Source organism: uncultured Sphingomonas sp. (assembly GCF_913774285.1).
Classification (GTDB): Bacteria; Pseudomonadota; Alphaproteobacteria; order Sphingomonadales; family Sphingomonadaceae; genus Sphingomonas.
The window spans coordinates 94,384-108,455 of record NZ_CAJYHX010000008.1 but is presented as its reverse complement, the minus strand read 5'-3'; the positions used below and the strand labels follow the sequence as shown (position 1 = coordinate 108,455).

General features: G+C 68.0%; 17 protein-coding genes. 9 read left to right on the top strand and 8 right to left on the bottom strand.

Going from position 1 to position 14,072, the window contains the following annotated elements; all coding sequences use genetic code 11:
* Positions 1-13 precede the first annotated feature (13 nt).
* The 4 genes from QZ670_RS04245 (at position 14) to QZ670_RS04230 (ending at position 2,495) form a co-directional block, all read left to right on the top strand.
* Positions 14-505 carry a DUF805 domain-containing protein gene (locus QZ670_RS04245; protein WP_294252547.1) on the top strand — a complete coding sequence of 164 codons (492 nt, stop codon included), beginning with the start codon at positions 14-16 and terminating at the stop codon, positions 503-505.
* A gap of 103 nt (positions 506-608) precedes the next feature.
* The gene (locus QZ670_RS04240; protein WP_294252546.1) at positions 609-1,559 is read left to right on the top strand and encodes a glucokinase; all 951 of its coding nucleotides are present in this window, start codon (positions 609-611) and stop codon (positions 1,557-1,559) included.
* Between the two features lie 46 nt (positions 1,560-1,605).
* A complete protein-coding gene (locus QZ670_RS04235) occupies positions 1,606-2,085 on the top strand; it encodes a pyridoxamine 5'-phosphate oxidase family protein (protein WP_294252545.1) in 480 nt (159 codons plus the stop codon).
* 41 nt (positions 2,086-2,126) lie between these two features.
* Positions 2,127-2,495: a YkvA family protein gene (locus QZ670_RS04230; RefSeq protein WP_294252544.1), complete on the top strand. Its 369-nt coding sequence runs from the start codon at positions 2,127-2,129 to the stop codon at positions 2,493-2,495.
* A 142-nt stretch (positions 2,496-2,637) separates the two neighbouring features.
* Here the strand turns inward: QZ670_RS04230 and QZ670_RS04225 are convergent, their stop codons facing one another.
* On the bottom strand, positions 2,638-3,804 hold the full coding sequence (locus QZ670_RS04225) for a mechanosensitive ion channel family protein (RefSeq protein ID WP_294252543.1): 1,167 nt from the start codon (positions 3,802-3,804) through the stop codon (positions 2,638-2,640).
* Between the two features lie 9 nt (positions 3,805-3,813).
* Positions 3,814-4,830 (bottom strand): DNA topoisomerase IB, encoded by a 1,017-nt coding sequence (locus QZ670_RS04220; protein WP_294252542.1) that lies wholly within the window; start codon positions 4,828-4,830, stop codon positions 3,814-3,816.
* A gap of 115 nt (positions 4,831-4,945) precedes the next feature.
* Here QZ670_RS04220 and QZ670_RS04215 point away from each other — a divergent pair, with 115 nt between their 5' ends.
* Positions 4,946-5,497 carry a type 1 glutamine amidotransferase domain-containing protein gene (locus QZ670_RS04215; RefSeq protein WP_294252541.1) on the top strand — a complete coding sequence of 184 codons (552 nt, stop codon included), beginning with the start codon at positions 4,946-4,948 and terminating at the stop codon, positions 5,495-5,497.
* On the opposite strand, the gene QZ670_RS04210 is transcribed toward QZ670_RS04215, so the two are convergent.
* Genes QZ670_RS04210 through QZ670_RS04200 form a run of 3 tightly spaced genes read right to left on the bottom strand, consistent with a single transcriptional unit; the run spans position 5,448 to position 8,018 of the window.
* Positions 5,448-6,536, bottom strand: a complete 1,089-nt coding sequence (locus tag QZ670_RS04210) for an acyltransferase (protein WP_294252540.1) — start codon at positions 6,534-6,536, stop codon at positions 5,448-5,450. The genes QZ670_RS04215 and QZ670_RS04210 overlap by 50 nt on opposite strands.
* Positions 6,533-7,882: a putative O-glycosylation ligase, exosortase A system-associated gene (locus QZ670_RS04205; protein WP_294252539.1), complete on the bottom strand. Its 1,350-nt coding sequence runs from the start codon at positions 7,880-7,882 to the stop codon at positions 6,533-6,535. The genes QZ670_RS04210 and QZ670_RS04205 overlap by 4 nt, the downstream gene beginning before the upstream one ends.
* On the bottom strand, positions 7,875-8,018 hold the full coding sequence (locus QZ670_RS04200) for a hypothetical protein (RefSeq protein WP_294252538.1): 144 nt from the start codon (positions 8,016-8,018) through the stop codon (positions 7,875-7,877). Before QZ670_RS04200 ends, QZ670_RS04205 begins: the two co-directional genes overlap by 8 nt.
* An 82-nt stretch (positions 8,019-8,100) precedes the next feature.
* On the opposite strand from QZ670_RS04200, the gene QZ670_RS04195 reads away from it, so the two are divergent.
* Positions 8,101-9,303, top strand: coding sequence for a TIGR04063 family PEP-CTERM/XrtA system glycosyltransferase (locus QZ670_RS04195; protein WP_294252537.1), 1,203 nt, complete (start codon positions 8,101-8,103; stop codon positions 9,301-9,303).
* A 34-nt stretch (positions 9,304-9,337) separates the two neighbouring features.
* On the top strand, positions 9,338-10,051 hold the full coding sequence (locus QZ670_RS04190) for a hypothetical protein (protein WP_294252536.1): 714 nt from the start codon (positions 9,338-9,340) through the stop codon (positions 10,049-10,051).
* Positions 10,052-10,059: 8 nt separating this feature from the next.
* Here the strand turns inward: QZ670_RS04190 and QZ670_RS04185 are convergent, their stop codons facing one another.
* Positions 10,060-10,302, bottom strand: coding sequence for a hypothetical protein (locus QZ670_RS04185; RefSeq protein WP_294252535.1), 243 nt, complete (start codon positions 10,300-10,302; stop codon positions 10,060-10,062).
* 26 nt (positions 10,303-10,328) lie between these two features.
* Entirely contained in the window at positions 10,329-10,559 is a 231-nt protein-coding gene (locus QZ670_RS04180; RefSeq protein ID WP_365894604.1) for a hypothetical protein, read from the bottom strand.
* 127 nt (positions 10,560-10,686) lie between these two features.
* On the opposite strand from QZ670_RS04180, the gene QZ670_RS04175 reads away from it, so the two are divergent.
* A complete protein-coding gene (locus tag QZ670_RS04175; protein ID WP_294252534.1) occupies positions 10,687-11,265 on the top strand; it encodes a S24 family peptidase in 579 nt (192 codons plus the stop codon).
* Entirely contained in the window at positions 11,262-11,882 is a 621-nt protein-coding gene (locus tag QZ670_RS04170) for a 50S ribosomal protein L11 methyltransferase (protein ID WP_294252533.1), read from the top strand. The genes QZ670_RS04175 and QZ670_RS04170 overlap by 4 nt, the downstream gene beginning before the upstream one ends.
* A 30-nt stretch (positions 11,883-11,912) precedes the next feature.
* Here the strand turns inward: QZ670_RS04170 and QZ670_RS04165 are convergent, their stop codons facing one another.
* Positions 11,913-13,940: a M13 family metallopeptidase gene (locus tag QZ670_RS04165; RefSeq protein WP_294252532.1), complete on the bottom strand. Its 2,028-nt coding sequence runs from the start codon at positions 13,938-13,940 to the stop codon at positions 11,913-11,915.
* Positions 13,941-14,072: the final 132 nt, after the last annotated feature.

The following is a 14,072-nucleotide window of genomic DNA, read 5'->3' as shown; positions in this document are numbered from 1 at the left end:
CACCCTCCACGCCATGACAGCAGCCAGCTATCGCGACGGGGTGTCGCTGCGGAACGGCCTCCGCGCCATCGGCCAGAGCTTCGTGTTTCAGGGCCGCTCGACGCGCAGCGAGCTGACCAGCGCGCTGATCCTGATCGCGATCGGCGAACTGCTGCTGTTCCTCGGCTTCCACTTCTTCCATCCGCCGACGGCGCTGAGCGTCACCGTCTTCTGGCGCCGTGTCGCGGTGGAAGAGGCGCTGGCGCTGCTGCTGTTCGTGCCGCTGATCGGGCTGATCGTGCGCCGGCTGCACGATGTCGGCCTGCCGGCGATCCCCGGGCTGCTGCTCGCCGCAATCGGCGTGGCGGGCGATCTCGACCGCACCCGGGTGGCTATCGGACTACATCCCGGCGTTCCGATGTTGCCGCTGGCCGGGCAAGTCGCGCTCGCGATCCTGGCAGTCGCGCTCTACTGGTCGCCGGCGATCGGTGCCAATCGTTTCGGCAGCGACCCGCGCACCGCATGAAATAAGAGCAGCGTTCGCTGGTTATTTATTGCTCCCGTAACCATTGTTAGCGATATCGCCTGTCCGAGGCTCGAGAAGAAGCCGGCAGGGGAGAGAGGGCTCGATGGAACATGGCGTAGCGCTGGTGGCCGATATTGGCCGACAATCTGTCCGCTTCGGCCTCACCGGGGGCGTGGAGGGCGACGAGCCGCGCGAGGTCAAGCGCTTTTCCAACAGCGATCATCAGACCTTCACCAGTGCCCTGGTGGCGTATCTTTGCAGCGTAGGCCTGCGCGACGCGCGGCTGCCGAGCGTGCTCGCCGTGGCCGGTGCGGTGCGCGGCGACCTGATCAACTTGACCGGCAGCCGCTGGTACATTTCGCTCGCGGGCGTCGAAGCGGTGCTGCGCGAGAAGCCGGTGGCGCTCAACGAGTGCGCCGCCAATGCGCTGGCGCTCACCCGATTGCCGCCGACAACGTTTACCGCGCTCCCCGGCCCGGCGCCCAAACCGATCGCGCCGGGCGGCAATTATGCGGTGATCGGCGTGGGCACCGGCCTGGGCGTCGCCGCGCTGATCAGCGCCGATGGCCGCCATGTGCCGGTGCAGAGCGAGGCGGGGCATATCGGCTTCGCCCCGCAGACCGGCGACGAGGAGCGGTTCGCCACCTTCTGCAAGACGCGCGGCGGGCTGGTCGAGGTCGAGACGCTGCTCAGCGCCAACGGGCTGCTGCTTGCCTATGAGGCGTTGTCCGGCGGCAAGCGGCTGCCCGCGCCGGAGGACGTGACCCGTAATGCGGGGCGCGATCCGATCGCCGCCGCGGTCGTGCGGATGTTCGTCGAGCATCTCGGTGCGTTCGTCGGCGATCTCGTCCTGACCTTCGATGCCTGGGACGGCGTGTTCCTCACCGGCGCGATCGCGCGTGCGCTGGAGACGCAGCTGAAGCAGCCCGGTTTCCGCCGGAGGATGGAGGCGCGCGCCGCCTTTCGCCGCCAGCTCGCCGAAACGCCGGTCGCGCTGGTCAACCGCGCCGACCTCGAACTGATCGGCGCCGCCGCCGCGATCCGGAACGCCTGAGCGGACCTGCACGTTACCCGACAGTATCCAAACTCGGGAGACGATCATGGCCGACAAGGTCGAACTGAAGAAGCATTTCTGGTCCAAGCTGGCGGACAGCCCCTTCATGATGGCGGGCCTGCAGGACGGCCAGCACAGCGAGCCGCTGACCGCGCAGCTCGACGAGGACCAGGTCGACACGATCTTCTTCTTCATCGGCAAGGACAATCGCATGGCCAAGGGTGGTCCGGCGATGCTGCAGTTCGTGTCCAAGGGGCATGATTTCTTCGCCTGCCTCTCGGGCACCGCGCGCGTCGACAACGACTTCGCGATGATCGACAAGCTGTGGAACAGCCAGGTCGAAGCCTGGTTTCCGGGCGGCAAGCAGGACCCGAACCTCGCGCTGCTCCGCGTCGACATCGATGATGCCGAGCTGTGGGAGACGGACATGTCGCTCACCGGCAAGGTGAAGATGCTGTTCGGCGGCACGATCAAGTCGGACGAGACCGGCAGCCACGCCAAGGTGGAGACGACCGCGGAGCGATGAGCCGAGATTGACGGCGGCACGCGGTCGCGCGATTCAGGGCCATGGGTCCTTCGCTCGCACACCGCGTCCGCACCGAGGCGCATGCCGTATGGCTCGCCATCCGCGATCCGCGTACGCCGATGGCTGCGCGGATCGTTGGCATCCTGGTCGCAGCCTATGCGCTGTCACCGATCGACCTCATTCCCGATTTCATCCCCGTGCTGGGACTGGTGGACGACGCCATCCTGATCCCGCTCGGCGTGTGGCTGTTCGAGCGGCTGATCCCGGCCGAGCAGTTTGCCGAGCACCGCGCGGCGGCGGAGGAAGCCAGCCACCGGCCGGTGAGCTGGGGCGGGATCGCGATCGTGCTGGGAGTGTGGGCGCTGCTCGCCTGGGGCGTGTGGAGCTGGCTGGTGACGAAGTATGATTGAGGCTTGCGTCCTCCACCCCACCTTCGTCATTCCGGCGAAAGCCGGAATCCATTGGGGTCGCCGGATCGGCTCCTGCTACGCTCGAGTGGCGAATGGATCCCGACTTTCGTCGGGATGACGGCTGAAAGGGCGTGGCGCCTTCTCAGCGCTCGCCTTCTTCCTTGTCCACGCGCATCACTGGCGTCACGTCCGGATAGGGCATGATGATCTTGCCATCCGGGGCTGCGGTGTAGGTGGTCTGCGTCGGGTAGGGCATGCTGATGCCTTCTTCCGCCAGCTTGCGGACGATCGCGATCAGGATGCGATCGCGGGTCGGGTGGCCGACATCCCAGCTGCCGGTCGCCACCTCGGCGATCAGCTCATAGTCGAGCGAGCTCGCGCCGAAGCCCGAAAAGCCGTTGCGCACCGCGGTTGCGCCGTTCGCCTCGACGATCTCCTTGAAGATGTCGTGCAGTCGCTCGAGCTTTTCCGGCGGCGTCTCGTACGCCACGCCGATCTTGAACGGCAGCCGGATGCGCGTGCGATCGGTGAGGTTCTGCAGTTCCTTGTCGAGCAGCTGGCGGTTCGAGATGATGTGCATCTCGCCGTCGAACGACCGGACGCGGGTCGATTTGAGGCCGATTTCGGCCACCGTGCCGCTGGTCTGGTCGAACTTGATGTTGTCGCCGACGCGGAAGGGGCGGGTGAACAGGATTGAGAGCGCCGCGATCAGGTCGCCGAAGATGCCTTGCGCGGCAAGACCGATGGCGATGCCGCCGACGCCCAGACCGGCGATCAGGCCGGTCACGTTCACCCCGACATTGCCGAGCACCATCACCAGCGCGATGGCGAACAGCGCGATCGAGATGAGCAGCCGGATGATGCCGACGGCGCTCGCCAGACTCTCGCTGGGATTGTCGCTGCGGGTGCGGTGCTCGATCAGCCCGAAGATCACCTCGCGGATCCAGATCGCGACCTGGAAGGTCACCGCGATGGTGAACAGGAAGGTGATCGTCTTGTCGAGCAGCGGCGGGGTCTCCGCCACGTTCACCACCAGCCGGATCGCCGTCATTACGATGAAGAAGTTGTTGGTACGTGCGATCGTGCGGCCGAAGATCGTGTACCAGTTGGCGCCATTGCCGTCGCTGTTCCGACACAGCCGCATCCCCCAGGAGCGCAGCGTGTGGAGGAACAGCGCGATGCCGATCGCGATGCCGGTGGCGACGAGGATGCTCAGCCAATGGTCGGCGATCCAGTCCGGCGTGTCGCCGATGAATGCCTTGAGTTGGCTTTCGAAATGGGTGGGCTTGGTGCGGGCGGTGATCAGCATCGGGTCTCGTCAGGCTGCCTTGACGGGCTGTTCGGCCGGATCGGTCTCCAGGAAGACGATCAGGCCGCGTTCGTAGCGGTCGAGGTACTGCGTCGTACGGGGCAGGCGCAAGCCGGCGCGGAACAGCGCCTGCCCCGGCTTGTCGCGCGCCAGCTCGATCAGCCGCGGATGGACATAGGATTTGCGGGCGATGGCGGGGGTGTTGCCCAGCGCCTCGGTGACCGGTTCCAGCAGCGTCTTCAGGCCGACATAGTCCTCGGCCTGCGCCAGCGTGCGGAAGGCGATCACGCTCGCCCCCCAGGTGCGAAAATGCTTGGCGCTGAAATGCTCGCCCATCGCCTCGCGGATATAGGCGTTGACGTCGCTGGAGGTGACGGGGTGCGCCTCGCCGGAATCGTCGATCCAGCGGAACAGGTTCTGGCCGGGCAAGTCCTGGCAGCGCTTGACGAAGCGGCTGAGCGACTTGTCGGTCACCGTCATCACCCGCAGCTTGCCGGATTTGGCGCGGAACTGGAGCTTGAGGGTACCTCCGGCGACCTTCACATGGCGCTTGCGCAGCGTGGTGGCGCCGAAGCTCTTGTTCTCCTGCGCATAGGTCTCGTTGCCGACGCGGATCGAGCCGAGGTCGAGCAGCCGGACCACCGCGGCCACCGCCTTGTCCTTGCAAAGGCCGCGCAGACGCAGATCGGCCTCCACCTTGCGGCGCAGGCGGGGCAGGCGTTCGCCGAACATGCCGCAGCGATCATATTTCGCCGCCTCCTGCGCCTCGCGGAAGCCGGTGTGGTAGCGATACTGCTTGCGGCCCTTCACGTCGTAGCCGGTCGCCTGGATGTGACCGTTCGGGTCCGGGCAGAACCACGCATTCTCATAGGCGGGCGGCAGGCCGATCGCGTTCAGCCGGTCGATTTCGTCGCGGTCGGTGATGCGATTGCCGTCCGCGTCGAAATAGCCCCAGCCGTGGCGCATCTTGCGCCGGGTGATGCCGGGGGCCTGGTCTTCGACATAGACGATGTCGGCGCTGTCCATCGCGGTTCCTTGGGGCAGAGCCTAGGCAAATGCGCCGCAGCAACAATTCGTTCCGGAACAAGGGGCAGGGGCTCCGGGTTGGCCCGGCATCTTCCGAAACGGGAAAGGATGCCCCATGGCCAATCTGCAGAATGCGCGCGTGCTGATGCTCGCCACCGACGGTTTCGAGGAATCGGAGCTGTTCGAGCCGCGTCAGGCGCTGCTCGACGCCGGCGCGCAGGTGACGCTCGCCTCGATCAAGACCGACCCGATCACCGGCGAAAGCGGCGGCGAGAAGGGCAAGAGCATCACGCCGGACACGACGCTCGACCAGGTCGAGCTCGATCAGTTCGACGCGCTGGTGTTGCCGGGCGGCGTCGGCAATCCGGACAAGCTGCGGATGAACGAGAAGGCGGTCGAGATCGCGCGCACTTTCATGGATTCGAAGCGGCTGGTCGCGGCGATCTGCCATGCGCCGTGGCTGCTCGCCGAGGCCGATGTGGTCGCCGGGCGCCGGCTGACCAGCTGGCCGTCGATCCGCACCGATCTCGCCAACGCGGGTGCCGATGTGGTGGATCAGGAAGTCGTCACCGACGGCAACCTGATCACCAGCCGCAAGCCCGACGACATTCCCGCGTTCAACCGCGCGGTGATCGCCGCGCTGGAAGACGTGACCGCCCCGGCCTGAACCCGAGGCGGTTGATCCAGCGCTGCGCGGGGCGCTCCACCCAGCGGTGGAGCGCCACCGACGCGGCGAGGACCAGCGCCAAGTACAATGCCGCGAGCGGCCAGCCGATGGTCGCGGTGCGGACAAAGGCGAGCTTGAAGGCGAACCACAGCAGGAAGTGGCTGAGATAGGTCGCGTAGCTGATCTCGCCGAGGCGGTGGAGCAGCGTGCCTTCGAGCGGATTGCCCGGGCGGCCGGCGGTCAGCGCCAGTCCCAACAGCAGCGCGGCTAGGGCTGCAGGAACACTCAGCGCTTCCGGTGCGCCCAGCCGCCACGCGATGCCGAACAGTGCGGCGATGCTGAAGCTGGCAAGGACGGCGCGGCGTTCTCGCCATCGCTGCCAAAGGGCATGGACGAGCGTGCCGGTCGCAAACTCCAGCAGGCAGCGTACGACGCCGAGATGCGGGATATCCTGCCCCAATGTATCGGCACCCCGCAGTGCGAACGCCGCGCCTAGCGTCAGCAGCAGTGCCCCGATCGCGCGCAGAAGGGCGGGCGTGGCCCGGCGGTGCCAGTCGATCGCCATCGCCCAGAGCGGGAACAGCAGATAGGCCGCCAGCTCGCACGAGATCGACCATGCGGGATCGTTCCAGCGCAGCGGTTCGGCGAACCCCCACGCCTGGACGAGCAGCAGATGGGCCGGCAGCGCGGCCAGGGGAAATTCCGGCGCCGCTCGGGCGCTGGCGCGCAGTACGACCAGCAGCAGGACCGCAACGCCGAGCATGACCGCGTGCAGCGGCCAAATCCGCGCGATCCGTCGGCGCAGGAAGTCGGGCACCGCCGCCAGCCCAGCGGCACGCAATCGCTCGCCATGGCTGAGCGCCAGCACAAAGCCGGACAGCAGGAAGAAGAAGTCGACCGCGAGATAGCCCTTGGCGAGGACGGCCTCAACTGCCGTGGGCAGGGCCGCGAGCGCGCCGCGCAGGTGGTAGAGCACCACCCACCACGCCGCGACTCCGCGCGCCGAGGTAAGCGCACGCAGCTCTGCCCGCCCGCTCATGCGGCGGCGGGGCGCGCCTTGCGCAGCGGCCGCCAGTCCGCCGCCGCGCGCTTGCGGGCGCAATAGGTGTCGAGCCCGATCTGCGCGCCGATTAGCATGTAGATGAAGGGCTGGAAGGCGATTGCCACGAACGCCGCGCCGAGCAGGTACACGATATGGCCGTTCTGCAGCGCAGCGGCGAGCGGCGCGATCCAGGCCTCACCCCCCTCGGCCCGCGCGTAGCGGCGGCGCAGTACCTCCATGCGGAGCAGCCCTGCCAGGTTGATAAGCAGCCACATCGCGAGCCCAGGATAGCCCTGTTCGCCGAGCATCTCGAAATAGGCGCTGTGATAGGCCCGCGCCTTGTCGACCTCCAGCGAGCGGTCGACCACCGCCACGCCGCCCTGGTCCTCCACCGCCACCTTCTCGTAGCGGATCTGGTTCTGGCGATAGGCTTCGAACCCGCCTCCCAGCGGGTGCTCGCGGGCATAGTCCATCGTCCATTGCCACACGGCGAGGCGGGTGGAGGCGGAGGCGTCGCCCTGATAGGTCTTGATCGTCCCCATCCGCTCGGTGAAGGCGGAAGGCAGGAAGGGCAGGGCGGCCAGGCCCATCGCCGCCACGCAGCCGAGATAGAGCAGCTTCTTCTGGCTGTCCCGCAGCATCAGCAGCGCGACCAGCCCGATGCACAGCAGTCCGGTGCGGGTCGAGGTGCCGATCGGGATGAGCAGGCAGGCGAAGCACAGCGCATAGGCGAAGGCCTTCATCCGCCAGTCGGGCGCGAAGATCGTGCCGTGGCGGGTGAACCACAGGATCAGCGGCAGGATCGCGATCGCGACCGTCGAGATGGTGCTGCCCTCGTACAGCCCCGAATTGTTCGAGACCATCAAGTTCAGCTCGCCATAGCCGCCCCCCGAAAGGATGGTCTTGATCGCGCCGACGATGATGATCGAGCTGGCCGACAGCACCATGAACAGCAGCAGCGCCTCGATGCGCAGCCGCGTGCGCAGGGTGAGCGGCAGGAAGGCGGCGAAGGCCAGCGCCTTCCACGCCCAGTCCCATTTGTCCTTGGCCTCGACCGGAAAGTCGGCGTGGAGCGTGGTGAACCAGCAATAGCCGATCAGCGCGACGATCAGCAGCTGGCGCGGCGCCACGCGCACGTCGCGCTTGTCGTCGAACAGCAGGAAGCCGCCCAGCGCCAGCGCCGCCGCCATCGCCGAGATCGGTAGGGCGTTGAGCAGCAGATAGGTCAGCCGCTGCGGCGCGACGATGTCGATATAGGCATAGACCAGCACGAACAGGAACGGCTTGCGAAAGCCGCTGCCGAACAGTGCCGCCAGGAACAGGACGAAGACATAGTCACGCACCGCGCTTGCCCCAGCGTCTGTGCGTCTTTTCCCTAAGCGCGGCGTCCTCGCGATCGAGATCGGGCCGGCGGAGCAGCAGGAAGGCCGCGAGCAGCATCAGCCCATGGGTGAGCGCGAGCGAGAGATTGTCGATCATCGGGCGGGCCGTTCCTTCCGCGTCCTCCCTAGCGCAGGCGCAGTTGACGTGCCGTTAAGCGCGCCGTGGCATGCAGGCGGGCATGCGAGTCCTCCATCTTCTGGATCATGGCCTGCCGCTCCACAGCGGCTATGCGTTTCGCACCCGGGCGATCCTGAAGGCCGAGCTGGCCCGCGGCTGGGACGTGGCGGCGGTCACCGGCCCGCGGCACGGGCCCGCGCCCGCCGGCGAGGAGATCGTCGACGGCCTGCGCTTCTTCCGCACCGGTCCGGTCGCAGCCAAGCTGCCCGGCTTGAGCGAATGGCGCGAGATCGACGCCTTTGCGCAGCGCATTCACCAGGTGGTGAAAAACTTTCGCCCCGACGTGCTCCATGCGCACTCGCCGGTGCTCTGCGCCCTGGCCGGGCTGCGGGTGCGGCGCTGGAGCGGGGTGCCCCTGCTCTACGAGATCCGCGCTTTCTGGGAGGATGCCGCCGTCGGCAACGGCACCGGGCGGGAGGGGAGCCTGCGCTACCGCGTGACCAAGGCGCTGGAGACGCACGCCGTCCGCCAGGCCGATGCGGTGGCGGTGATCTGCGAGGGGTTGCGCGGTGACCTGATCGCGCGGGGCATCGACCCGGCCAAGATCGCGGTCTCGCCCAACGGCGTCGATATGGACCTGTTCGGCGAGCCCGTGCCGCAGGATGCCGCGCTTGCTGCGCAACTGGAACTGTCGGGGGCAGAGACGATCGGCTTCATCGGCAGCTTCTACGACTATGAGGGGCTCGACGTGCTGATCGCCGCGATGCCTGCGCTCGTTGCGGCACGCCCGGCGATGCAGTTGCTGCTCATCGGCGGCGGCCCGGCCGAGCCGGCCTTGCGCGCCCAGGCGGCGGCGTCCCCCGTCGCTGACCGCATCCATTTCCTCGGCCGCGTGCCCCACGAGGCGGTCGAGCGCTACTACAGCCTGATCGATGTGCTGGTCTATCCGCGCAAGAAGATGCGGCTCACCGACCTCGTCACCCCGCTCAAGCCGTTGGAAGCAATGGCGCAGCAGCGGCTGGTCGCGGCGTCGGACGTGGGCGGGCACCGCGAGCTGATCGAGGACGGCGTCACCGGCACCTTGTTTCCCGCCGATGACCCGGCGGCGCTGGCAAAGGCGCTTGAAAATCTATTTTGTATGCGCGATCAATGGGATGTGCGCAAAATACGGGCCCGCGCGTATATCGAGGCCGAGCGCAACTGGTTTGTAAATATTGCCGTCTATGACGGTTTGTATGAAAACCTTGCCATAAAGATGGCATGAGAACCACGTGGTCGCACACGTATCGGGTGAACGCATGAAGGTGCCGCTCGTCCCCTTTGCCGCCCTCTTGCTGGGCGGCGTATCGGCTCTGGCCGTGGCCGCCCTGCCGGCGGCGGACCTGAATCTACTGACGGTCGAGGCGATCGGCACGCCCGCTCCGTCCGGCAGCGTTTTCACGTTTTTGTTTGCGGTCGCCGCCGGCACGATCGGGGCGGGTGCGGGAGCGCTGGCCGCACACTGGTTCACGCGACGCACTCCCGTCGCCGCCGCGCCGATTGATCTGGATGACCTGCCGGCGCCGATTATCCGCCGCGCCGATGCCCATCCCGACGCGCGGCCGCGCCCGCCGCTGCGGGCTAGCCACGACCTCGACATGCCCGCCTGGGCGCTGCCGAAAGTACCGGTGGAGCAGGAAACCGCCGCTGCCGAACGCGATTTGCCCGCCGATCTCGATCAGCCGCTCGCCGCGTTCGACCCCAAGGCGATCCCGGCGGTGCCGCTGCCACCCCCTGTTCCGCCGCGTCGCGAGCGCGCCGCGAGCGCCGCGCTGCGGACGCCGGCGAGCCGCGACCCCGGCGACCGGCTGGTGCGCCCCGAAACTGACGCCACGGTGCACGCCCTTCTCGAACGGCTGGAGCGGGGCGTGGTCCGCCGCAACCAGGCGTCCCAAGGGCGCGGACGCGTGCGGACCGATCGCGGGCTGGACGACGCACTCGCCGCACTGCGCAGTCTCGCCCGCCAAGCCTGAGCGGCGCGTCAGCACTCCTCGACGGTAAGCGCCTCGATCGCGGCGTGCAGCACCCCGTCGGCCGTCTCCAGCGTCGCTACGTGCAGATCGGCGAGGAGATGACCGCCGAGCGGCAGCTCCAGCTCGGGTAATGCGACGAACCAGGCATGGGCCACGACGCTCTCGTCCAGCGCCAGCCGCAATCGATGCCGGGCACCGCTGAACGTGATGCTCGCCCACGGCACCCAGCTTGCCTCGATGATCCGCAGCACACAGCCTTCCGCCGCCGCGGCGGCGATCAGCGCGCGTTCGAGTCGCGCGCCGACGTCGCGCCGCCGCGCCGCCCGGGCTTCCAGGCCGGCGGGGCGGCGAGGAAGGCGCGCAGCCGCGCCGTCAGCTCCGGTCCCGGTACGCGGCCCTGCCGCAGATCGCCGACCAGTCGCGGATCGTGCGCCGCCAAGCGCCCGAACCGCGTCGCCGGCATCTGCGTCTGTTCCAGGAACGCTTCGATTTCCCCTTGCAAGGACACCCATGTCCTCCTCCTTCGACTCGGATGATCACGATATGTTCTCATCTGAGTCTTGCCTAGGAAAAATCCTATGTGTAGGAAAGAGGGTATGGAAGCCGATGTTCAACGGGCGAATTTTGCGAAGCTGGTGGCCGCCAAGGGAGTGCGTCTTGCCACGTTGTCGCGCGTGCTCGGCCGCAACCCGGCCTATCTGCAGCAATATCTGATGCGCGGTTCGCCGCGTGAACTGCCCGAGCGCGACCGGGCGCGGCTGGCCGAATATCTGGGTGTCGACGAGACGCTGCTGGGCGGCCGGCCGCAGGCGGCGCTGGTGACGGTGCCGCGGATTGACCTGGGCGCGTCGGCGGGGCCGGGTGGCTGGGCGGAAGACGAGACGCTTCAGGCGCCCTTCGCCTTTCCGCCGTTGCTGCTGCGCCAGCTCGGCGTTCGCCCGGAGGCGGCCTCGATGGTGCGCGTAGCGGGCGATTCGATGGCGCCGACGCTGAACGACAGCGACGAGATTCTGGTCGATCGCGATCGCTGCCGGATCGATCCCCGCAGCATCTTCGTGCTGCGGGTAGAGGGCGAGCTGCTGGTCAAGCGGCTGCGGCCGGCGGTGGGGGGCGTGGAGCTGGTGAGCGACAATCCGGCCTATCCGGTGCGGCTGGCGCGTGCGGGGCGTTTTCAGCTGATCGGACGGGTCGCCTGGCTCGGGCGCGCGCTGTGAGCGCGGACGCGCACGTCGCCGCGTTCATCCGGGAGCATCTGCCGGTCGTGCCGGTTCCGGGCGTGCCGGAGCTGCGGCTGCACAAGGCAGGGCCCGCGAGCGGTGTCGGCCGGCTGGGCGATGCGGCACCCTATTGGGCTTATTGGTGGGGCGGTGGGCTGGCGCTCGCGCGGTACGTGCTGGACCATCCGGCGCAGGTCGCAGGGCGCCGTGTGGTCGATCTCGGCGCGGGGTCGGGGCTGGTCGGGATCGCCGCTGCGCGCGGCGGAGCGGCGCGGGTCACGGCTTCGGAGGAGGATCCCGACGCTCGCGTTGCGATCGGGCTCAATGCCGCGCTGAACGACGTGTCGATGGCAGAAATCGTCGGGGACGTCACCGGCGGCCCGGCGCCCCACGCCGATCTGCTGCTCGTCGGCGACGTGTTCTACGCGCCGGAGGTGGCGGCGCGGGTCACCGCCTTCCTCGATCGCTGCGTGGCCGCGGGCGTGGCGGTGCTGGTCGGCGATCCGTGGCGGTCGCCGCTGCCGGTCGATCGGCTGACGCTGTTGGCGCGCTACGACGTTACCGAAACCGGCGTCACCAAGCCCGCCGGGATATTCGCCTATCGCGCCGGGTGAGGCCGGGGGCAGACTGCCCCCGGCTGCCGTTTACCAGACGTGCACGCGCGCTTCGGGGGCGAGGTACAGCGCGTCGCCCGGCTTCACGCCAAACGCCTTGTACCACGCGTCCATGTTCCGGACGATGCCGTTGACGCGGTACTTGTCCGGGCTGTGCGGATCGGACAGCAGCTGCGCCCGCACGGCGCCTTCGCGTGCCTTGCCCTGCCAGCTGGCGGCATAGGCAAGGAAGAAGCGCTGGTCGCCGGTCAGGCCGTCCAGCACCTTGGGTTCGCCGTGGCGGGCGACATAGCGGCGATAAGCGGCATAGGCGACTTCGAGCCCGCCGAGATCGGCCAGGTTCTCGCCTAGGGTCAGCTGGCCCTTGATGTGCACGCCGGGGATCGGCTCATAGGCGTCGAACTGCTTTACCAGCGCCTGGGCGTGCGCGGTGTAGCGCTCGGCCGACTGCGCCGTCCACCAGTCGCGCAGCTTGCCGCCGGCGTCGAACTGGCGGCCCTCGTCGTCGAAGCCATGACCCATTTCGTGGCCGATCGTGGCACCCGTCTCGCCATAGTTCACCGCCGGATCGGCGGCGGGATCGAAGAAGGGCGGCTGGAGCTGCGCGGCCGGGAAGGTCACCTGGTTCATCACCGGATCGTAATAGGCGTTCACCGTCTGCGGGGTCATGTCCCACAAGGTGCGATCGACCGGCTTGCCGAGCCGCGACAGCTGCAGCTTCCACTCGAATTCATCCGAGGCGAGATCGTTGGCCAGCGGATCGGTCGCGCTGACCGGCATCGACGCATAATCGATATACTTGTCCGGATGGCCGATGCGCGGATCGAAGGCGGCGAGCTTGGCAAGCGCTTCCTTGCGGGTCGGCGCGTCCATCCAGGCGGCAGCCTTGATCTTGTCCGCATAGGATGCGCGCAGATCCTCGACCAGCTCCTTCGACAGCGCTTCCGCCGCCGGTCCCCAGTGGCGCTCGGCATAGATCTTGCCGATCGCCTCGCCCAGCGCGCCGTTGACGACGCGGACGCCGCGCTTCCAGCGCTCCGACTGCGCCTGCACGTCGCGCAGGGTATGGCCGTAGAAATCGAACTGTGCGGCATCGAACGCCTTGGGCAGCACCGCGGCATGATCGCTGATGAAGCGGAAGCGCAGCCAGTCCTTCCAGGTGGCGAGCGGCACGTCGCCGAGCCGCTTGGCGGCCGCGGTGACGGCGGTCGTCTCGCGCACGACGACGGTCGGCATCTTGCCCAGGCCTTGATGCGCGAGCACGGCGTCCCAGTCGAACTCGGGTGCCAGCTTGGCGAGCTGGGCGCGGTCCATCGGGTTGTAGGTCTTCTGCGGGTCGCGGCGCGCCTCGGGCGTCCACTGGTCCTTGGCGAGGCTGGTCTCGAGCGCGAGGATCGCATCGGCCTTGGCTTCGGCGTCGGGGATGTCGGCCAGCTGCTGGATCTTGACGATATAGGCGCGGTACGCCTTGCGGATCGTCTCGTACTTCTCGCCGGGCAGCAGATAATAATCGCGGGTCGGCAGGCCGAGTCCGGCCTGACCGGCCATCACCGTGTAGCGGGTCGGATCCTTCTCGTCGGCCGAGATGCCGATGCCGATCGGGCTGGCATAGCCGTGATCGGCCATCAGCAGCTCCAGCGCCCGGCGGTCCTGCACCGCGTCGATGCGAGCGAGATAGGGCTTCAGCGGCGCGGTGCCGCGCGCCTCGATCCCGGCCTCGTCCATATAGGCATGGTAGTAGGTCGCGACCTGGCGGAGCACCGGATCGCTGGGCGCGGCGCCGGCATCCTCGATCAGCTTGCGCACCTCGACTTCGGTCTCGTCGGGGAGGTCGTAGTTGTAGCCGATCCGCGCCTTGTCGGGCGCGATCGGCGCGTCGCGCAGCCAGCTGCCCAGCGCATAGGCGTAGAAGTCATCGCCCGGCTTCACGGTTCGATCCATCGTCGCGAGATCGACGCCCCATGGGCCGTACTTGGCTTTGTCGGCGGTCTGGGCGAGGGCGGGGGAAGCGAGCAGGGAAGTGCCGAGCAGCAGCGCTGCGAGACGCGGAAGACGCATGGAGGCGGAGTCCTTCTGGGTGATGTAGCTGGCTAGCACGGTGACGGGGCGCGCTCAATCGCTTCCCGGCACCTGCGTGGTGCCAAAAGAAAAGGCGCCCGGATCGCTCCGGACGCCCCTTCTTCAGCGGAT